Source organism: Morococcus cerebrosus, assembly GCF_022749515.1.
Taxonomy (GTDB): Bacteria; Pseudomonadota; Gammaproteobacteria; order Burkholderiales; family Neisseriaceae; genus Neisseria; species Neisseria cerebrosa.
Genome location: NZ_CP094242.1, coordinates 2,456,624 through 2,477,451, shown reverse-complemented (window position 1 = coordinate 2,477,451; position 20,828 = coordinate 2,456,624). Strand labels below are relative to the sequence as shown.

The 20,828-nt window shown below is 52.0% G+C and carries 14 protein-coding genes and 3 pseudogenes; 4 read left to right on the top strand and 13 right to left on the bottom strand.

Annotated elements, in window-relative coordinates; genetic code table 11:
* Positions 1-39: 39 nt before the first annotated feature.
* The 11 genes and pseudogenes from MON37_RS11715 to MON37_RS11665 all read right to left on the bottom strand — a co-directional run bounded on the left by MON37_RS11715 (position 40) and on the right by MON37_RS11665 (position 5,995).
* On the bottom strand, positions 40-576 hold the full coding sequence (locus MON37_RS11715; protein WP_039410876.1) for a suppressor of fused domain protein: 537 nt from the start codon (positions 574-576) through the stop codon (positions 40-42).
* Positions 577-627: 51 nt separating this feature from the next.
* Positions 628-1,593 carry an IS30 family transposase gene (locus MON37_RS11710; RefSeq protein ID WP_242883537.1) on the bottom strand — a complete coding sequence of 322 codons (966 nt, stop codon included), beginning with the start codon at positions 1,591-1,593 and terminating at the stop codon, positions 628-630.
* Between the two features lie 135 nt (positions 1,594-1,728).
* Positions 1,729-2,118 carry a hypothetical protein gene (locus MON37_RS11705; protein ID WP_039410300.1) on the bottom strand — a complete coding sequence of 130 codons (390 nt, stop codon included), beginning with the start codon at positions 2,116-2,118 and terminating at the stop codon, positions 1,729-1,731.
* Positions 2,119-2,120: 2 nt separating this feature from the next.
* Positions 2,121-2,255 (bottom strand): annotated as a pseudogene (locus MON37_RS11700) (HNH endonuclease); the annotation flags it as partial.
* Positions 2,256-2,338: 83 nt separating this feature from the next.
* Positions 2,339-2,725: a hypothetical protein gene (locus MON37_RS11695; RefSeq protein WP_039410323.1), complete on the bottom strand. Its 387-nt coding sequence runs from the start codon at positions 2,723-2,725 to the stop codon at positions 2,339-2,341.
* 2 nt (positions 2,726-2,727) lie between these two features.
* Complete coding sequence (locus MON37_RS11690; protein ID WP_082013672.1) at positions 2,728-2,931, bottom strand: HNH endonuclease; 204 nt, start codon at positions 2,929-2,931, stop codon at positions 2,728-2,730.
* On the bottom strand, positions 2,907-3,296 hold the full coding sequence (locus tag MON37_RS11685; RefSeq protein WP_039410303.1) for a hypothetical protein: 390 nt from the start codon (positions 3,294-3,296) through the stop codon (positions 2,907-2,909). Before MON37_RS11685 ends, MON37_RS11690 begins: the two co-directional genes overlap by 25 nt.
* A 2-nt stretch (positions 3,297-3,298) precedes the next feature.
* Positions 3,299-3,490, bottom strand: a pseudogene (locus MON37_RS11680) (HNH endonuclease).
* Positions 3,470-4,438 (bottom strand): annotated as a pseudogene (gene mafB / locus MON37_RS11675) (polymorphic toxin MafB class 2); the annotation flags it as partial. The pseudogenes MON37_RS11680 and mafB, both read right to left, overlap by 21 nt.
* Before the next feature lie 22 nt (positions 4,439-4,460).
* Positions 4,461-4,715 (bottom strand): hypothetical protein, encoded by a 255-nt coding sequence (locus tag MON37_RS11670; RefSeq protein ID WP_003766208.1) that lies wholly within the window; start codon positions 4,713-4,715, stop codon positions 4,461-4,463.
* 278 nt (positions 4,716-4,993) lie between these two features.
* Positions 4,994-5,995, bottom strand: a complete 1,002-nt coding sequence (locus tag MON37_RS11665) for a thiamine ABC transporter substrate-binding protein (RefSeq protein ID WP_039410306.1) — start codon at positions 5,993-5,995, stop codon at positions 4,994-4,996.
* Between the two features lie 62 nt (positions 5,996-6,057).
* Here MON37_RS11665 and MON37_RS11660 point away from each other — a divergent pair, with 62 nt between their 5' ends.
* The 4 genes from MON37_RS11660 (at position 6,058) to glmU (ending at position 9,106) form a co-directional block, all read left to right on the top strand.
* Positions 6,058-6,714, top strand: a complete 657-nt coding sequence (locus tag MON37_RS11660; protein ID WP_039410309.1) for a pyrimidine 5'-nucleotidase — start codon at positions 6,058-6,060, stop codon at positions 6,712-6,714.
* Between the two features lie 62 nt (positions 6,715-6,776).
* Positions 6,777-7,067 carry a hypothetical protein gene (locus MON37_RS11655; RefSeq protein ID WP_039410312.1) on the top strand — a complete coding sequence of 97 codons (291 nt, stop codon included), beginning with the start codon at positions 6,777-6,779 and terminating at the stop codon, positions 7,065-7,067.
* 107 nt (positions 7,068-7,174) lie between these two features.
* Positions 7,175-7,366: a hypothetical protein gene (locus MON37_RS11650; RefSeq protein WP_003766199.1), complete on the top strand. Its 192-nt coding sequence runs from the start codon at positions 7,175-7,177 to the stop codon at positions 7,364-7,366.
* 366 nt (positions 7,367-7,732) lie between these two features.
* On the top strand, positions 7,733-9,106 hold the full coding sequence (gene glmU / locus MON37_RS11645; RefSeq protein WP_039410315.1) for a bifunctional UDP-N-acetylglucosamine diphosphorylase/glucosamine-1-phosphate N-acetyltransferase GlmU: 1,374 nt from the start codon (positions 7,733-7,735) through the stop codon (positions 9,104-9,106).
* Between the two features lie 663 nt (positions 9,107-9,769).
* On the opposite strand, the gene MON37_RS11640 is transcribed toward glmU, so the two are convergent.
* Complete coding sequence (locus MON37_RS11640) at positions 9,770-10,813, bottom strand: NAD(P)H-dependent flavin oxidoreductase (protein ID WP_039410318.1); 1,044 nt, start codon at positions 10,811-10,813, stop codon at positions 9,770-9,772.
* Between the two features lie 424 nt (positions 10,814-11,237).
* On the bottom strand, positions 11,238-20,525 hold the full coding sequence (locus tag MON37_RS11630) for an ESPR-type extended signal peptide-containing protein (RefSeq protein ID WP_039410320.1): 9,288 nt from the start codon (positions 20,523-20,525) through the stop codon (positions 11,238-11,240).
* Positions 20,526-20,828: the final 303 nt, after the last annotated feature.

Sequence of the window (20,828 nt, the reverse complement as noted above, 5' to 3'; positions counted from 1 at the left end):
CCAAGGACCTTTTGATTGTTGGGTTTTTAATCTACCCTGCTATATAGTACTTGCACGATTTATATCTAAATAATCAATACCTAGCTCATCAAATCTTGTTTCCAATTCTTCTACCGAATGAGTATCTAAAAAAAGCCTCTCTTGATGAGTAATCGGCAATAACCAAAAAAATCGGACATTATCCATATATTCCAACTCTTGCCCATAAGGATAAGGCAGAGAAATCAGAAAATGCTGGAAGGATGATTGCTCAACCCACGGTCTGCCGATATTGACGGTTTTCCCTAATTGAAATTGATCAGGATAATGCATACTTGCAGATGCCAGCATTGCCAAGGTCTCAATATGTTCAGGCGTTTCAAACGGGCTGACGATAAAAAACTCCTGTCCTAAAAATGGACCTATCCCAGAGCTGACATAAACCCAAGGCTCATCTGCATGGTTAGGAATCACTTGGAAAACTTGGAAATCGGGAAGTTCTTCAACAATTCTTCCTAAAGCCCAAGTAAATCTTTTAATATCATGATGTTTCCAAAATCTTTGCAAGTGAGATAAAACAGTTTGGTTGTAGTCCATGCTTTTTAGCCTGTTTTCAAAGGTCCTTGGATTCGGATTTCAAGTGCAACACTAGGGTACCAGTGGTTGGAACAGATTTAAGAATAAAACACTTGGCGTTTCGTAGCCAAGTGTTTTTCTCGGCCGGTGGTTCAACTCATCTTGAACCCTGCGTATCTCCCGATCGCTGATGTTTCGGAAATCGGTTTGTTTGGGGAAATATTGCCGGATGAGTCCATTGGTGTTCTCATTCAGCCCTTTTTCCCAAGAATGGTAAGGGCGGCAAAAATAGGTTTTCGCCTTCAATGCTTTGGCTATTTTGGTGTGTTGGTAGAACTCTTTGCCGTTATCCATGGTGATGGTGTGGACTCTGGCTTTATATGCCTTTAATACCCTAATGGCCGCCCGGGCAGTGTCTTCGGCTTTTAAGTTCTTTAATTTGCAGATGATGGTGTAGCGGGTAGTGCGTTCGACCAAGGTCAATAACGCGCTTTTCTGATTTTTGCCGACGATGGTGTCGGCCTCCCAATCGCCGATGCGGGTTTTCCGGTCGACGATAGCAGGTCGGTTCTCTATGCCGACGCGGTCGGGCACTTTGCCTCTGGTCCATGTGCTGCCGTAGCGTTTGCGGTAGGGTTTGCTGCATATTCTGAGGTGTTGCCACAAAGTGCCGCCGTTGCTTTTGTCTTGGCGAAGGTAGCGGTAAATGGTGCTGTGATGGAGTGTGATCCCGTGGTGTTTATGCAGGTAGGCACATACTTGTTCGGGACTGAGTTTGCGGCGGATAAGGGTGTCGATGTGTTGAACCAGCTGCGAATCGAGCTTATAGGGTTTTCGCCGGTGCTGTTTGGTCAGCCGGCTTTGCTTCTGTGCTTTTTCGGCGCTGTATTGCTGTCCTTGGATGCAGTGCCGCTTGATTTCGCGGCTGATGGTGCTTTTGTGGCGGTTGAGCTGTTTGGCGATTTCGGCGATGGTGCAGTGGCGGGACAGGTATTGGATATGGTATCGTTCGTCTTGGGTCAGTTGTGTGTAGCTCATGGCAATCTTTCTTGCAGGACAGGCCGTATGCTACCGCATACTGGCCTTTTTCTGTTATGGAAAGTTGCACTTCAAATGCGAATCCGCCGTCGTCTGAAAAACCAAAGTTGGTTTTTCAGACGACCTTTTTACCCTTTAAAGCGGAGGCAGTTCTACAAACGGAAAGAAATGCTGAAACTTCTGATAAATTTCAGGATGTTTTTCTAAGGCTTTTAACGCTTTTTCTTTTGAGATAGACGGATCATAGACATCTATACCCCTTAAGAAGGCAATACCCGTCAAGGCATTTTTTTTCGATTTTGATAGGCTGTAACTCGAAACAAAACCTACAATATTGTCAATATCGGCAATTACCCCATCAAAATCCGCCAAGTCAAAAATATAAAAAGGGGTGTCCTCAATGGGCATATCTCTTATTACTTGCTCAATCCATAACTTGAATTCATTTAAATCAATAGATTGAGAGAATAAGCATTTAATTGCAAATCCTAAATCATAACTATCTTCTTTTATGATTTTCCACATAGTTACCTTCCTTTGTTCATCGCTTCCCAACCAATATGGCCGGTATCATGATGCAAGTCTTCACCAATCAATTGCATCCTTCCTGTATCTTGATAATGATGCCAAGTGTAATTTGGTATTTTAGATTTTCCTTTGTCGTCAAACGCTCTTTTAGTTACCCGCTTTGTATCAAAAATGCCGTCTGAAAAGCAAATATCGTTTCAGACGGCATTTTGACTGTTTAAAGCGGGGGCAGTTCTACAAATGGAAAGAAATGCTGAAACCTCTGATAAATTTCAGGATGTTTTTTTAAGGCTTTTAATGCTTTTTCTTTTGAGATAGGCGGATCATAGACATCTATCTCTCTTAAAAAAGCAATGCCGGTCAATGCATTATCCTGATTTTTTGATAAGTTATTTTCGGGAACAAATCCTATAATATCAATCAGATGGAATAGTGATTGTAAATCTATTAAATCAAAAAAATAATTTGGAATTTCATCTAAATCCATTTCCCTTATGATTTTTTCAACCCACATTTTAAATTCGGTAATATTGATTGCTTGGCAATATATACTACCTAGGGCAAAATTTAAGTCAGTGCTATTTTCTTTATAAATTTTCCACATAATCATTTATCTTTCCCCATTGCCTCACCTCCTATGTGACCGGTTTTAGAATGTTCCCATTCAGGCACAAGCTGCATCTTTCCTGTATCTTGATGATGATGCCAAGTATAGTTGGGAATTTTGGCTTTGCCTTTTTCGATTGCCCTTAATTGTTCTATGTTAAAGGCAGCATTTTGATTACTTAAGGCGGAGGCAGTTCTACAAATGGAAAGAAATACTGAAACCTCTGATAAATTTCAGGATGTTTTTTTAAGGATTTTAATGCTTTTTCTTTTGAGACGGGAGAATCATAGACATCTATATCCCTTAAGAAGGCAATGCCCGTTAATGCATTTTTTTGATCATTTGAAATGTAACCATAATTAACGACTCCAATTAAATCATAAATTTCCCCTATACTCTTATCAAAATCAATCAAATCAAAAATATACAATGGAATTTTATCAATAGGAGTATCTCTAACAACTATATCTAACCATAATTTAAATTCAGAAAGATTAATAGCATCATAGAACATGCAGATTATTGCAAATCCTAAATCTTCACAATTTTCTTTACTAATTTTCCACATAATCATTTACCTTTATTCATTGCTTCACCACCTATATGTCCTGTACGCCTATGTATATCCTCACGAATTAACTGCATACGTCCGGTATCCTGATGATGATGTCAAGTATAATCCGGTATTTTAGATTCTCCTTTTTCAATTGCTTTTAACTGTTTCGAATTGAAACTGGAGCTGCGAACCTGTCCTTTCCTAATGGCTTCCGCCAAATCCTTGGTCGCCATCCTCATTTGCCCTGTCGAACCCTTCGATCTGAACTCCTTGGTATTAATTCTTGTATCGTATTTTACGTCTTTTTCAAAATTCGGAAATCCTTTGCTGTCAAACGGCACCCCGGTCTTCGGGTGGCTTTGGTTTGCCAGTTTGACATTTTTGCCGTTTGACGGCGGTACTGTCGAGGATTTGACATTTTGTTTGCCGGAACGCTGTTCCAATTCCGTTCTGACAGTGCGGGAGTGGTACGGTGAATCATAACTGTACCGTCCTTGTTGGGCTTGGGAAAAATTTTCCCCGACAGGTGCTTTCCCTTTCGGCAATGCAACTGCGCCCATCTGCGACTGTTTGACGGTGCTTGCACCTATACCACCCCAGTCGTATCGGGCTCGAGCATATTCCGCCCCTTTGGTAACAGGGACAATCGCTTTGGCGATATTACCAAGTGCTTCTGCTCCTTGTGCCGCATTCGGGTTTCTGACCGCCCAATCACGGACGGTTTCTGTGGCATTGTTCTGGAATTGCGACAAACCACCCAAATTGCTGACAGCTTTAATTTTGTTTTCGGTGGAAAGCAGATCTAAACCGTGCATGGTGGCAATGTCTATGCCTGCGCCTATACCTTGTACAGCATCGCCTGCTCCGATAATCTCGCCTGCTGCACCGATGACATTTTTAATGATGTCTGCCGAACCATTAATAGCTTCGGCGGCATTGCCTAATTTGTTCAATGCGGGATTGTATTCGGTTGCCCTGCGGTAGCCATCGCCTATGCCTTGCGTCAGCATTCTGCCTGCATTGTCAAAACGATCAGTTAGCCGCTGTTGTGTACTACGATTGTCCGTTATGTTCAGGCTGATGTTTTGCGCGATACCTTTTACATCATAGCTGTATATATCACGTGCACCTTTGGGAGCAGGATAGCCACCGCCCTATTGTTTTCACAGACATTTTTCAATACCGGTAAATCCGACGCGCGGGATACGGGCGCGGGTAAGGTGGGTAGGGATAGCCGTAGCGGTGTACCGGCTCGCTGTCCTGATAGATGACGGTCGTTCCCGGCGGGGCGTTGACGGTAACGGTTTTGTTGATGGTGGTTTGGGAATGGACGGGCAGGTCGAGGACGGCGGTGCGGCCGTAAGGGGTTTCGGTGTAGAAACAGCCGCCAAGTGCGGTCAGCGTGAAGGCGTAGAGTAGGGGCTTCTTCATGGGATTCCTTCATTCAAAACGAAACGGTAAGGGGTCGTCTGAAACGTGGTTTCGAACAGTTTGAAACCGTTTTGGGGTTTTCAGACGACCCTTTTTATTGCCAACATCCTTAACTTTAAATACGGCATATCGTCAAATTCCGTCATTTCCGCCCCCGCCTACGCGAGGACAGGCTACGGCGGGAATGACGGTACCCGATAAGTTGCGTATCGAAAATAAAGTCATTTGACTATCCGGCCGACAGGATGGAGCGGCGGATTTTCAGACGACCTTCCCGCTTACCTTAACACGGTCTTCGTCCAGCGGCTGACCCATTGTTTCTGTTTGGTGTCGATGTCGTTGCGGCTGGGCGAGTCGGTGTGTTTCGGGGCCTGGGCGAACTCGAAGACTTTGGGCAGCGGCGTGTTTTTCACGGCGGGATAGACCCACATTTCGGTCGGCAGGGCTTTTTGCACTTCGCCGCTTTGCAGCCACTGTACGAGTTTCGCCGCCAGCTCGGGCTGTTTCGCGCCTTTCAAGACTGCCGCGCCTTCGACTTGACGGAACACGCCGCCTTTGAGGAAGAGGTTGCCGGTCGGCGGTACGCTGTATTTGCCTTTAGAGTAGTGGACTTCGGCGGCGGGGCTGGCGGCGTAGCTGACGACGAGCGGATACGCGCCACCATTTTGGGTGAAGTCGGTGTAATAGGCTTCACTCCAGCCTTTGGCGACTTTCACGCCGTTTTGACGCATCTGCGCCCACCATTTGAACGCGCCCTCTTCGCCCATGCCGCCGATGTTCGCCATCAGGAAGGCAAGTCCGGGCGAGGAGGTGGCGGGCGAGGGCGTCACCAGCAGGTTTTTATATTCGGGGCGGGTCAGGTCCTGCAAGGTTTTGGGCAGCGGCAGTTTTTTCTGTTCAAACCATTTTTTGTCGTAGTTGAGGGTAACGTAGCCGTAATTGACTGCCGCGATGACGGGCATCCCCGCTGAAACGGGTGCGGATTTGGGCTGCACCGCCGCCAATATGCCTGCTTCGCGCGCTTTGCCGATGTTGGCGTTGTCCAAACCGTACACCGCGTCGGCAATCGGGTTCGCCTTGCTGAGAATCAGCTTGTTGAGCATTTCGTTGCCGCTGCCCGCCTTGATAACGGAGACTTTGGCGTCGTTGGCTTTTTCAAACTGCGCGATGACGGATTGGGGCAGGCTGAAGGATTTGTGCACGGCAAGGCGCACTTCGGTCTGGGCGGATAAGTTTGCCGAAGCCAGCAAGAGGGCGAGGGCGGATAATTTCAGTTTCATTCTCTAACCTTTGTACGGGTAAAATACGAAACATCATAACAAAATCCGCACCAACACACGACATGAACCTTTCCCCCGTTTGGCTCTTTGACCTCGACAACACGCTGCACAACGCCGATGCAGGCATTTTCTACATCATCAACCGTGCCATGACCGACTACATGGCGCAACGCCTCAAGCTCTCCGAAGAGACGGCGTCCGACCTGCGTCAGGACTATTGGCACCGATACGGCGCAACGCTTGCCGGCCTGCAAATCCACCATCCCGAAATCGACATCCGCGAGTTTCTGCGCGAAAGCCATCCCATCGCGCAAATCTTGGCAAAATTAGAGGGCATGGAGGGAACCGAAAGCGTTTTAGGTCGTCTGAAAGGACGCAAAGCCGTTTTTTCCAACGGCCCTTCGTTTTACGTCCGCGCTATCATCGGGGCATTGGGTTTGGCAAACCGTTTTGACGCACTTCTCGGCACGGACGACTTCGGGCTGCGCTACAAACCCGACCCGCAAGCCTACCTGACCGTCTGCCGCCTGCTCGACGCTGCGCCCGAACAGTGCATCATGATCGACGACAGCGCGGACAACCTGCATCAAGCCAAAGAGCTGGGCATGAAAACCGTATGGTTCGGCAGCAAAGCCCATCCCCTGCCCTTTACCGACGCCGTTGCAAAAGATATGCAGGCGCTCGCCGAATGTGCCGAAAAACTGTCAGCACTCGTCTGAAACCTTTACAATATCGGGTTTGAACAACGGCACCAAGCCGCCCGACCACAAGGACAACCATCATGCGATACACCGCCCTCATCCTCGCCGCCGCAGCCGCCCTGACCGGCTGTACTTGGGAAACCTACCAAAACGAATCCGGCCACACTTCCCTGCGCCCCAAATACGAAAAAGGCACGCGCATCTATTACGAAGACGGCACCTACTCCCGCGATATGCGTTACAACCAATACCGCCCCGAACGCCGCACCCTCAAACCGCTGCACGGCGACCAAGAAAACGTACGCGGCACGACATGGAACAAACCCCAAGGCGCCGGACAAACCGCGCCCGAAACCCAAACTGAGGAATAATCCGCCCGCAGAGGTCGTCTGAAACCGTCTTTTCCGTTTCAGACGACCTCAAACATAACCGCCATCCCGTTCGTCCTACATCTGCCGTCCTTCACAAGGAGAAAACCATGCGTTCCCTCGCCCTGATTTTCGTTACCGCCGCCATCCTGAGCGGCTGCACCACAGACCGCTACGACTTCGACAGCCGTCCCGCCGACACATCCGCGCGCACGCCCCTGAAACCGACCACACTCGACCGCTTGGAACACGGCAGCCATGCCGACTCGTACCGCTGGAACCCCAAACCCAATAAACCATAAAACCGGATACTTAAACCATTTATCATAGATAGGGCATTGATACCCGACGAAACGTCAGGCAAAATGCCCGATTTGCGGTTTTTTCGGATAGATTGGATAAAAACAAAAGCCCCCCGCCGTCATTCCCGCGCAGGCGGGAATCCAGGAATTTGAGCTTGTATCAATCCCAAAGCATTCCTGAAATCTGGGGTCTGGATTCCCGCCTGCGCGGGAATGACGAAATGAGTGTTTTCTGTCTTTATCCACCATATCCCATCAAGTTCCGCAGAAATACCACGACATAAAAGGTCGTCTGAAGCCCCAAAACCCCGTTCAGACGACCGCTAAATACCCCCTTCATCAACATTGCATTCGAGAAAGTCCATCATGTCCGCCACACCTCTCAACATCGTCATCCTCGCCGCCGGCAAAGGCACGCGCATGTATTCCAAAATGCCCAAAGTGCTGCACCGCATCGGCGGCCTTCCCATGGTCGAGCGCGTTATCGACACCGCCGCCGCGCTTCATCCGCAAAACATCTGCGTCGTCATCGGACACGGCAAAGACCAAGTTTTGGACACCGTCAAACGCGACGTCGTCTGGGTCGAGCAAACCGAACAGCTCGGCACCGGCCACGCCGTCAAAACCGCCCTGCCGCACCTTGCCGCCGAAGGTCGCACGCTGGTGTTGTACGGCGACGTCCCCCTGATTGACACCGCCACCCTCGAAACCCTGCTCGAAGCCGCCGGCAGCGAAGTCGGCCTGTTGACCGACGTTCCCGCCGACCCGACAGGCTTGGGCCGCATCATCCGCGACAGCCAAGGCAGCGTAACCGCCATCGTCGAAGAAAAAGACGCCGACGCCGCCCAAAAAGCCGTCCGCGAAATCAACACAGGCATCCTCGTCCTGCCCAACGCCAAACTCAAAAACTGGCTGGACACCCTCTCCAGCAACAACGCCCAAGGCGAATACTACCTGACCGACCTCATCGCCAAAGCCGTTGCCGACGGCATCAAAGTCCATCCCGTCCAAGTGCGCGCCTCCCACCTCGCCGCCGGCGTAAACAACAAACTCCAGCTCGCCGAACTCGAACGCATCTTCCAAACCGAACAAGCGCAAGCCTTGCTCAAAGCAGGCGTTACCCTGCGCGACCCCGCCCGCTTTGATTTAAGGGGTCGTCTGAAACACGGACAAGACGTCGTGATTGACGTCAACGTCGTCCTCGAAGGCGACATCGAAATCGGCGACAACGTCGAAATCGGCGCAAACTGCGTCATCAAAAACGCCAAAATCGGCGCAAACAGCAAAATCGCCCCCTTCTCCCACTTCGAAGACTGCGAAATCGGACAAAACAACCAAATCGGCCCTTACGCCCGCCTGCGTCCGCAAGCCCGCCTTTCAGACGACGTACACGTCGGCAACTTCGTCGAAATCAAAAACGCCGCCATCGGCAAAGGCACCAAAGCCAACCACCTCACCTACATCGGTGACGCCGAAGTCGGCAGCAAAACCAACTTCGGCGCAGGCACGATCATTGCCAACTACGACGGCGTGAACAAATACAAAACCGTCATCGGCGACGAAGTCCGCATCGGCTCCAACTGCGTCCTAGTCGCCCCCGTCACCCTCGGCAACAAAGTCACGACAGGCGCAGGCAGCACGATTACCAAAAACGTCGAAGACAACAAACTCGCCCTCGCCCGCACCCGCCAAACCGTCATCGAAGGCTGGGTGCGTCCGGAAAAAGGCGATAAGAAATAAGGCGTAAACTGCATTACGCCTATTTTCGTACCTCGCACGAACCCAAAAGGTCGTCTGAAAACTTAAAACAACAAGTTTTCAGACGACCTTTCATTTAACCCTATAAGCTCGAAATAAACCCAGCCCGTAGCGTGGGCTTTGCCCGCAAACCTGTTGTCTGACAATCAAAATCGGGCAGTTATCTTTATGTTCATTTCGCGGGCAAAGCCCACGCTACCCGTTGCAGCAACAGCAACCTGTCCCTTCCCCCGTCTGGCGGGGGAAGGTTAGGATGGGGGTGGCTTCCGAGGTTTAGGTAAAATCAAATTCGTGCAAATCCGCAGAACCACCCTCTCCCCAGCCTTCTCCCGCCGGACGGGAGAGGAGGCAGGTTGCAAGTTAAAACAAGGTCGTCTGAAAACTTTGAGATTTGAGTTTGAGAGAAACAAACTCACTCCCTCCGTTTTCAAACGACCTTTTATTTAACCCGACAGACTCGAAATAAACCCAGCCCGTAGCGTGGGCTTTGCCCGCGAACCTTCCGTCCGACAATCCGAATAGGGCAGTTATCTTTATATTTATTTCGTGGGCAAAGTCAACGTTACGGGTCGTCTGAAAACCTAGTTCACATTTTCAGACGACCTTGTTGATTGCCATGTCCGCCCTGACCATGTTCAGCCCGTCCTAACGCTCAATGCCGCCACACAACCGCCCGACGATTTCCGCTGCGCTGCCGGGGCGGCACAGTCCTGCGTTTTGTCCTGCCCAAAACGGGGAAAAGTCGTAGCAGCCTTGTTTTTCGGCGGCGGCTTTCAATGCGCCGGCGGCTGCGCCTGCCAAGGGGAACGGGAGCGCTGCGTCATTCATCGGACCGGCTTCGCGTATGAAGCGGTTGTAAAGTCCGCGCGCCGCGCCGCCGCTGAACAAGTTGGTTACCACGGTATCTTCGGGACGGGCAGTTTGGATGGCGGCACGGTGGGCGGGTTTGGTCAGGGCTTCGTCTGCGAGCAGGAAGGTGGTTCCGACCTGCACGGCGGATGCGCCCAATTCCAGCGCGGCGCGGACGGCGGCGGCATCGGAAACGCCGCCTGCGGCTATGACGGGTAGGCGCACGGCGTTACGGATGGCGGGCAACAGGGCAAACAAGCCGCTTTGGCTGTCGGGATTACGGTTTAAAAACCATCCCCGATGACCGCCCGCTTCCCACGCTTGGGCAATCACGACATCCGCGCCGTTTTGTTCCAACCAAACGGCTTCTTCAACCGTCGTCGCGCTGCTCCACACTTCCGCGCCCGTCGCTTTGACGCGCTGCAAGTATTCGGGCGAGGGCAAGCCGAAGTGGAAGCTGACGACAGGCGGGCGGTAACGCTCCACACATGCCAACGCGTCGGCATCAAACGGCTGCCGTCCGCCGCCACTGGGAATATTGTTTTCCGTCAGCCCGTAAGCCTCGAAATACGGACGCAACACGCCAAACCATGCGTCCTGTTGCGCACGGTCGGCAGACGGCGTGCGGTGGGCGAAAAAGTTGAGGTTGTACGGACGGCCGCCGCCTTCCTGCTTCATCCGTGCCAACGCTTTTTCCAAACCTGCGGTGTCATACATCGCCCCCGCCAACGAACCCAAAGCGCCGGTTTTGCCGACAACCAAAGGCAGCTCTGTGTCATGCGCAAACGCCATCGGTGCTTGAATCAGCGGATAGCGCAGTGAGGATAAAATGCGGCTCATGTCTGTTTCTCCTTGTTATTTGTTTCGTCTGTTTTGTCAGCCGGTTTGAATGTTTTTAAATGTTGAATAGCAGGCTAACGATGTGGCACAAACCCGATTTTGCCACAAAAAATAGTCGGATATTCTGCGGGGTCGTCTGAAAACAAACCGCCGCGTTTGGTTTTATAGTGGATTAAATTTAAACCAGTACGGCGTTGCCTCGCCTTGCCGTACTATTTGTAATGTCTGCGGCTTCGTCTCCTTGTCCTGATTTAAATTTAATCCACTATAATGTTTTGTTTGAATCGTGTGTTTGCGAAACTGAGCATGTTCGGAAAGCAAACCCCGTCCCATTCAATCCGATATAGAAAAAGGTCGTCTGAAAACCTTGTTTCGGGTTTTCAGACGACCTTTGCTTTGCCTTCAAACAGGCTTTACAACGGAATTACCATTGGTAGCCGACACCTGCGGTCGCGCCGTAGTGGCCGCGTGAGTTTCCGGTAGCGGTACCTTTGATGACCCAGTTGCCGCCGTCGGAGATGCTGGAGAAGCCGACTGCGTAGCCGCTTTCACCGCGGTAAACGCCGCCTGCAACCGCCATCATGCTCTTACCCGGCAGGTAGGCTTGCGGCAGACCAGCCACCGCCATTGCTGCTGCGGTACCGGCTTTAGAGTCGCTTTCAACATTGTCGATACGTTGGTTGATCTGGTCGCCCATGTTCACCACGTAATTGCCAAGGTTGGTCACCCTTTGGTTAATCGCCTGATTAGCTTGATACAACTGGCTGCCGTTAACCGCATCGGTGCTGTCTGCGGCGACGGTACCTGCGGCGACGTTGGTGACTTTCTTACCGCCTGCGTTGATGCCCTCGGCAGTGATGTTGACATCGCCTGCTTTCAGACCGTCTTTGCCCAGCACCACTTTGTCGCCGACGTTGACGCCGCTGTTGTTCACAACCGTATCGCCTGCTTTGACGCTGTCGACTTTCAGGTCTTTGTTGAGGCCGACCTGAATGCCGTTCGTGCCTGCGGTGGTGGTGATGTTGGCATCGCCTTTAACAGCGACGGTATCGCCCAATTTGTTGGCAACGGTCGTACCGCTGTCGCCTGCGAAGCTGATGCCTTTGTTGTCTACCGCGTCTTTCGCCGCTACGCCTTTGGCAATGTCGGCTTTGACGGCTTTAGACAGGTCAACGGCGTAGTCGGTCACATTATTGGCATCTTTTTTGCCTTTGGTCACGACAATTTTGTCGGAACCTGCGGAGACGCTCGCACCATCAGCATTAATGGTGTAAACAGTTTGTTTGTTCGCACCTTGTTTGCTGCTGACGCTGGCAATGTTGGTACCGGCTTCGACTTCTGTCTTAGCAGCAGCGGTCAGACGGTTCAACTGTCCAACATTTACTGCATCAGTATCTTTCTTGCCTTCAGCAACGTTACTGATGGCTTTGTTGCCTGCATTGATACCGTCGGCAGTGATGTTGACATCGCCTGCTTTCAGACCGTCTTTGCCCAGAGCCACTTTATCGCCGACTTTGACGCCGTCGTTGTTCACAACGGTATCACCTGTGGTCAGACTGTCAGCTTTAAGGTCGGGGGCAGTTGCCACTTTGTAAGTGGTGCTGCCGTCGGCATTTTGCTCCGGTGTGACGACGATGTTGTCGTTGCCGCTGTCCACTTTGGATGTCGCTTTCGCTGCGGCTGCTTTGAGCTGTGCAACGTTCACTGCGTCGGTGTCTTTCTTACCTTCGGCAACGTTACTGATGGCTTTGTTGCCTGCGTTGATGCCGTCGGTAGTGATGTTCACATCGCCTGCTTTCAGACCGTCTTTGCCCAGCGCCACTTTGTCGCCGACTTTAACACCGTCGTTGTTCATAACGGTATCGCCTGCGGTGAAGCTGTTGGCTTTGAGGTTAGGTGTGGTCGCCACTTTGTAAGTGGTGCTGCCGTCGGCATTTTGCTCGGGGGTGACGACGATGTTGTCGTTGCCGCTGTCCACTTTAGACGTGGCTTTCGCTGCGGCTGCTTTGAGCTGTGCAACGTTCACTGCGTCGGTGTCATCTTCGCCTGCAGCGATGTCGGACACTTTGTTGCCGCCGTTGTTCAGACCGTCTTTGGTCAGGCTGACAGGTTTGCCTGCTTTGCCGTTGCCCACAGTCAGTCCGTTGTCGGTCAGAACGCTGCCGCCTACGGTCACTTTGTCGAAGGAGACGTCGTCTGAAGTCGCTACGGTGATGTTCTTACCGTTGCGGCTGACTTTGACGTTTTTGCCTTCTTTGAAGGTCACGGTGTCGCCTGCGCCGATTTTTTCAGACGAGGTTTCGTCGTTGGCGTTCAGGTTCCAACCTTTGTCGGCAGTTTCTTTGACTGCGGCAATGGCGTCATGGACGTTGTCTTTGCCGGTGCCGCCGATGTCGGTGGTGGTCACGTTGCCTTTGTTGTTGGCCGCGTTACCGCCGAGGATTTTCGCCAGGTTGGCTTGGGCTGCGTTCAACTGCTCTTCGCTTGCGGCTTGGCCTTTAGTGGCAAAGTCCGCACCGCCCAGGGTGGTGTTGCTCAGACCGGAAATCAGACCGGCGGTACCGTCGATTACGAGCGGTTTGTTGCCGTTGCCTGCTTTGCCGACGGTAATCTTGTCGGCCAGCGAGAAGCCGATGCCGTTTTCGTCGGCGCGGGTCAGGATGTTGCCGTCGCCTTTGACGCTCAGGCTGTCACCCAGTTTCTTCGCACCGGTCGTGCCGTTGTCGGCGGCAAAGGTCAGACCTTTGTTGTCCACCGCGTCTTTCGCCGCTACGCCTTTGGCGATGTCGGCTTTGGCTTCGTCGGTCAGATCCAGCGCGTAGTCGGTTACGCCGTCGGCGTCTTTCGTACCTTCGCTGACTTTAACCGCACCGCCCGCCGCTTGGCTGAGGGTGGTCTTATCGGCGTTAACCGTGTACTCGGTGTTGTTGCCGTCCACTTTTTCGCTGACGGTCACGTTCTTACCGGCGACGACGGTGGTGGTTTTTTCAGTGGCGGCGAGTTGTTCGTTCAGCTGGGCGACGTTGACGGCGTCGGTGGCTTTTACGCCTTTGGCTACGTTGCTGATGGCTTTGTTGCCAGCGTCGATGCCGTCAGCAGTAATGTTCACATCGCCTGCTTTCAAACCGTCTTTGCTCAGCGTCACTTTGTCGCCGACGGTTACGCCGCTGTTGTTCACAACAGTCTCGCCCGCAGTCAGGCTGTCAGCCTTCAGGTTTTTCGCGGTAGAAACTTTGTAAACGTTAGAGGTGCCTGTTTTGTCGGTTTCAACGACGATGTTGTCGTTGCCGCTTTCCACACGACCTGAATTGGCTTTCAACTGGGCAACGTTGACGGCGTCGGTATCTGCCTCGCCTGCTGCGACGTTGGAGATTTTATTGCCGCCGTTGTTCAGACCGTCTTTGGTCAGGCTGACAGGGTTGCCTGCTGCGCCATTGCCCACAGTCAGTCCGTTGTCGGTCAGAACGCTGTCGCCGACAGTGACTTTGTTGAAGGATACGTCGTCTGAAGTCGCTACGGTGATGTTCTTACCGTCGCGGCTGACTTTGACGTTTTTGCCTTCTTTGAAGGTTACAGTGTCGCCAGCAGCAATTTTTTCAGACGAGGTTTCGTCGTTGGCGTTCAGGTTCCAGCCTTTTTCGGCAGTTTCTTTTACCGCGGCAATCGCGTCGTGAACATTGGCTTTGCCTGTACCGCCGATGTCGGTGAAGGTGACGTTGCCATTGTTGTTGGCCGCGTTACCGCCGAGGATTTTCGCCAGGTTGGCTTGAGTTTCGTTCAACTGCTCTTCAGTCGCAGCTTGACCTTTGGTAGCGAAGTCCGCACCGCCCAAGGCTTTGTTGCTCAGACCGCTGACTGTGCCGTTTACGCCGTCAATGCTGACGGGTTTGCCACTGTCTTGTCCGATTTTGACGGTATCGGCAAGTTTCAGTTGTACGCCACCTTCAACGGTTTCGCTGACAATGTTGCTGTCGCCTTTAATGTTGACAGTGTCGCCTAATGCGTATTTGTTGCTGCCGCTCGTACCGCCGATATTGATGCCTTTGGCGATATTTTCGGCATTGGTGTTGGCTTTCTGATCAACTTTATACAGTTGCGCTCCGTTAACAGCATCGGTGCTGTCAGCAGCAAGCATGCCTTCGGCAACCTTAGTAATCTTGTTGCCGCCGTTGTTCAGACCGTCTTTGGTCAGGCTGACGGCTTCTTTGCCGCTGCTTGGCACCGGAGTCAGGGTGATGCCGTTTGCTGTGGTTTCGGCAATATTGCCGTCTTTGTCAGCCAAGGAAACATTGCCGCCGTTGATGGTGGTCACGTTGCCGTCGGTTTCAAATTGGGCGCTGTTCAAACCTTGCAACTCTTTGGCAAGTTTGACGTTGAGCGTACCGTTGGCGTCGTCTGAAACCACGCCGATGTTGTTGTCAGACAGTTTCGCTGCGTCTGCACCGCCTTTAACCAAGACTTGGTTGCCGAGTTTGCGCTCGAAATTCTTGTCTGCGTTGTCGCCGCCAAAGGTCAGACCTTTTTGCAGCTCGGTACCGATGTTGTCCAACGCGCCTTGTACGGTGTTGACAGGTGCAGCCTGCGTACCGTCGGTTTTGGTTACGACCAGATTCGGTACTTCAACCGCGCCGGTAGTCGGATTGACGGTTGCACCCAATGCGGTTGCCAACGGAGTGAGCTGGCTGACGTTGACGGCGTCGGTATTGTTCACACCGGCAGCGATGTCGGTTGCTTTCTTACCGCCGTTAGACAGACCTTCGGTTGTCAGTTTGACAGGGTTTGCCGCTGTACCGACGGTAATGCCGTCTGCAGAAACGATCGTTTTGCCGCCTGCTGCGTCGACGAATTCAGACGAGGTCAGACCTTTCAGCTCTTTTGCCAGTTTGACGTTGAGCGTGCCATTGGCGTCGTCTGAAACCACGCCGATGTTGTTACTGTCGGACAGTTTGGTTGCATCGGCTTCGCCGCCTTTAACGGCAACAGTGCTGCCCAATTGACGGGTTGAAGGCGTACCGCTGTCACCTGCAAAAGTCAAAGGCGCACGAACGGCATTGCTCAAGGCAGTCAATGCATCGCCGACATTGTTGTAGTCAGCTACGCCTGAAGTCGCGGGGCTGCCGGAAATCACAGAGTATTTCGGCGCGGCGATTTCGCCTGTCGCGTTGTTGACGGAAGTACCCAAAGCTTGGGCAACTTTGTCCAGCTGGGATACGTTTACCGCATCATTTTGTCCCTTACCTGCAGCAACGTTGCCAACTTGAGTCGGAACGGTGGTTTGCGGATCGGTCGGGTTCAGCGCGGCAATGGTTACTGCGCCGTTATATGGCGTACTTGTATCGTCAGCGTAAACAAAGGAAACCTGTTTTGCGCCTGAACCGTCAACCGTTACGTTGCGCTTCAGGATTTTTCCGTCTTCGGAAACGTAAGCAAACGGAGCTTCGTTGGTAACCGCCGTCAGGGTGGTAACGTGAACGTTATTGATGGCATCGGTCAACTGGCTCAGGTTAACCGCATCGGTCGGTTGGTCGCCCTTGCCCAGATTGGTAATCTTGGTGTTGGACATATCCAGTCCGCCTTTGGCGGTGATTTTGCCGGCAAACTCAGGCGCATCGGCGGTATTGATGCTGACGGTAGATTCGTTTTGGTTCAGCACGATGTTTTTACCCGCTTCCAACGTGATGGTCGAACCGTTGGTAATTTCTTTCAGCGAGTGGTTGTAGGCTTCACCGTTGGTACCGCTGGTTTTAGCCGTATTCAGCTTGAACGACTTGTAAGAGGCATTGTTGATGGCGGAAATCGCGCCTTCAATGGTGGATGCGCCCGTACCGCCGATGTTGGACATCGTAATAGTACCGTCATTCGCAATGGCTGCATTGCCACCCAATACGCCTACTGCGGTCGTACCGATGTTGTTCATGACGTTTTGAGTCGCATAAAGCTGGCTGCCGTTTACTGCGTCGGTGCTGTTGTTGCTGATGCGGCCTGCGGCAACGTTGGTAATCGTACGTTCTTTGCCTGCTGAACCGATGCTGAGTGTGGACTCAGGAGTGTTACCTGCGAAGTTGCCGAAAGTCAGACCGCCAACAGCGGCAGAGGTCGTCTGAACGGCTGCTTCAGTCGCGGAATTGGCACCCAATGCGATAGAACCTGCATGAGCGGCATTGGCGTTTTTACCGAAAGCAATAGCATTGGTTGTAGAAGCTTTTGCTGAATCGCCGAAGGCAAAGGTATCGCCCGCTGTCGCTTTGGCGTTTTTACCGAAGGCTACGGCACGGTTTTGCGTGGCTTGGGCGTTGTAGCCGATGGCGATGGTGTCGTCTTTTTGCGCGTCTGCTTCGTTACCCAATGCCAAAGCATTGTTGGAAGTGGCTTTGCTGTTGCGACCTGCCGCGACAGTACCGGAAGCGGTTGCGCGGGTATTGAAGCCCAACGCGGTCGCACCTGCCGCCGTGGACTGGCTGTATGCGCCGATTGCGGTGGAAGAATCTTGGTTGGCGATTGCGCCGTCACCCACCGCTACGCTGGATTTGCCCAATGCTTTGGAAGACTGACCGCCTGCGAAGGAGTTTTGACCGTAGGCGTTGGACGCTTGACCGACGGCGGTAGCGTTGGTGCCGCTGGCTTTGGTGTTCGCACCGATGGCAACGGAGCCTTCACCTTTGGTCGCGCCGTTGACGGCTGCGACAGAGGCAGTATCTTCGTTGACAGAGGCGTTTTTACCAATAGCGATAGAGTTGGAAATCACCGCCTGCGCGCCTGTACCGACGGCTACGGCAAAATCGCCCGCAGCTTGGGCATCCGCGCCTGCCGCCAGGGCATCCAGTCCGGTTGCGCCGTCATTATTGTAGTTGCCACGGGCATTAGAGGCCGTCTGAACGCTGTAAAAATGGCTGGAGCTGCCGCCACCTAATTGGTCGATTTTGTTGTTCATCGCTTCCAAAGCGTCGTGAACATTGGCTTTGCCTGTACCGCCCAAGTTGTTCAGGGTCAGATTACCTGCATTGTCGATTGCAGTTTCGCCGCCCAAGGCGTTTTTGACGTTGTTACCCAAGTTGAGCAGGTAAGAATTGGTCGTGTAAAGCTGGCTGCCGTTGATGGCATCGGTGCTGGTTGCGCTGATAACACCCGCGGAGACGTTTTGAATTTGACGGGTGAAGGCATTGCTAGACTTACCTGCTTCAGCGGTATTGATGCTACCGACGGAAACCGTACCGTAAGAGCTTGTTCCGGCAGCGGTATAGTTGCCATTCAGCGTGTAGTCGCCGTTGTGGTGCGCTTCAGTCAAACTGTTGCCGCCCAAGGCAACATCGTTTTCATTGACGGCATGAGCAGAATAACCCAATGCAGTTCCCGTAACAGCATCAGCTTTGGTATATGCACCCAAAGTTACTGCACCGACTTCTGCAGAATTGGAAGAAACACCAAACGCGAGGGTATTGTTTTTTGCGGCAGTTGCCAAATGACCAAAGGCAACAGCTTCTTTCCCAAGCGCTTTCGCAGTATTACCAAAGGCAATCGAGCTGTTACCCGTTGCTTGGGTGTCAAGACCCATCGCCATTGCATAGTCTTCCGAAGCGACAGCATTGCTGCCGATGGCAATGCCGTTGAGTTTGCTGTCGGTTACCTTCGCCATGTTACCGATGGCGACAGCAAACTTACCGGAGGCGTTGGAATCAATACCCAATGCGACCGCCTCACTGCCTGATGCGTTGGCACGCTGACCAACCGCGACGGAAGAAACGGCTCCGGCAACCGTCTCGTGACCGATGGCAACGGTTTCGTGTGCGCTGGCATTGGCAGTCTTACCAATGGCGACGGAATTGTCGCCGCTGGCTTTGGAAACCATACCGACGGCAACTGCGGATTCTTTTTCTGCCAAGGCCGTTTTACCGATGGCTACGGTGTTGCTGAAGCTGCCTTTTGCAGCTTCACCGATGGCGACAGTGGAAGTGACGCTCAGTTTTTGGGCATCCGTGCCCATACCTGCTTCCCTACCGATAGCGACGTTGTTCGCACCGGACACAAATGCGCCGGAACGCAAGCCGAGGGCGATGTTGTCCACGCCGGTAGCGTTGTTACCCGTACCTTTACCGATGGAGATTTGGCGTTCGTTGGTATAGGCATTGCGACCGCTGTCCGCGCCGATATAGACGGTGTCCGCACCGACTGTACGTCCTGCGGAAACGGCGGCGTCGTACACGCCCGCGTTCGTACCTACCACGATATTGCCCGTACCTGCCGCTACGGCTTTGTTACCGATGGCGACGGCGTTGTTGGCGGTTGCTTGGCTGTTTTGACCGAGTGAAGTAGAAGTTTCTTTGGTGGCAATGGCTTCCTTACCGACTGCGACGCTGCTCATACCGGTTGCCTGAGTGGCAAAACCGACAGCAATCGCGCCTTTGGCAGAAGCAGCAGTTTGCGGACCAACCGCCAAGGCGTTTTCAGCACCTGCATTGCTGTCTACACCGAAGGCTGTGGCGCGCAGACCGTTTGCCGTGCTGTTTTTACCGACGGCAGTGGTATCCTGATTGACTGTCTTGGCACCATAACCGATAGCGGTTGAGAAATGACCCGCAGCAGTCGCTCCTTTGTCTTGCGCCTGACTGCCGCCAATCGCGATGGAAGAAGTACCCTGTGCATTTGCTTTACCGCCGATGGCAATACCATAAGCTCCTGATCCGACCGTAAATTCGCCTATGGATATGGCACGCGGTGCAGAAGCGACGGCGGTACCCATTATTGCCAGGCTGGCAGGTCCCGATGCATTGGCACCTTTACCGGTAGAACTTGAACCACCGATAGCGACAGCACTCAATCCCGAAGTAGTGGAATTGAAACCAATGGCAACGCCATTAGATGCTACATCGGTTACAACGGATTTGGTACCGATGGCAACGGACGAACTGCCCTGCGCATTTGAGTTGTCACCAACTGCAATACTGCCGCTTTTGGTGTTCGCCTGATATCCGATGGAAATATTTTTGGGATCCATACCGGTCGCACCGGTTCCGATATAAACCGAATGACTACTATTGGAATTAATGCCTGCCGACGAACCGATGGCGATGACATTATTGACTCCCGAGCCGCCTTTCAGCGCGCTCTCGCCAATGGAAATATTGCGGCCGTCGGAAGAAACGGTATCGCCTGCCAATTTTCCAATACTGACATCGGCTTCACCTTTTGCTGATGCCTCCTGTCCCATAGCGATAGATTGGTTGTGATTGGCACTTGCCGCCACGCCGATGGCAATAGAGCCTGTGTTGGCAGTAACCGTTTTCGGACCGATGGCAACATTACTTTCTCCGCTGGTTTGGGCTCCTTGTCCGATGGCGACAGATTTACCTTGTTTTGGGGGTTGCCCACCGGTTTGAGGAATGAAATCTAACGCCTTCGTAGTATCATCACCACAGACCACGTTGTAGCTGACGGTATCGAAATAACAGGTGTTGTAATCAGTACCATCGGCGGCTGCAGATAAAACTGTGCCATTGGCAAGGGTTTTGCCGTTATTTTCTACTGTCGCGACGGCTTGACCGCTGGCAAGCAGCAGGCCGGACATGATGGCGGTAAACGCGAAGCGCACGCCTACGGAGGCAACGATGCCGCCTATGCCTGATGAAGCCGTTTTCCCATGCGCTTTGGCGAATTCCGCCACCGCATTCCACGTCTGTGTGGTTTCGTTCCATACGACACGATAGATTTTATTCATGCTGACTCTCTGATTTAAAATGTTAAACAAATAAATTTAATATATTATTGAATTGATGGAATAACCTGCTTTTCAAACATCCAATCCAATAACCAAAAATGAAACTATCGTATTTGATACTGATATTTCGATTGCAAAATTTATTCAACGGATATGACGTATATTGTCACTTCCAAACAAATTTCAGGATTTATCTATACCTCAGATAACAATCTCCAAAAACTGATTTATCGACCTTTTGGCTATTTATCTATCCGCTTATCTTTGATGACTTCTATTTTCTTAACTTTATTTTGCAATCAA